The 296-nt window shown below is 63.5% G+C and carries 1 protein-coding gene; it reads right to left on the reverse strand.

The window, feature by feature from the left end:
* On the reverse strand, nucleotides 1–296 hold a 296-nt coding region (locus IE94_RS36870), incomplete at both ends, for a hypothetical protein (protein WP_037925035.1).

Here is a 296-nt window from a genome sequence, read left to right on the forward strand (position 1 = left end):
GTCCGGCATCTTGATGCCCAGCCCCTTGGCCCCCAGAGCAAGCGAGGACATGAAAGCAGTACTGACCGAACCGCCCGCAAAATCCATCAGGTTGAACCCACCCGTCAGAGCGGCACCCGTGAAGTACTCCGACACACCCGCACTCGCGGCGTTGAACGTCTGGTCCGCCGTCGCCGCCGCCACCTTCAGCCCCGAACCCGACGGCGTCTTCCCGCCCGGATTCACCACCGGCGCGTTCTTCGAGAGGTCGAACTTCCTGTTCAGATCCGGCCCAAGATCCCCCTTGCCCTTGAAAA

Source organism: Streptomyces violaceorubidus, from assembly GCF_000717995.1.
Taxonomy (GTDB): Bacteria; Actinomycetota; Actinomycetes; order Streptomycetales; family Streptomycetaceae; genus Streptomyces; species Streptomyces violaceorubidus.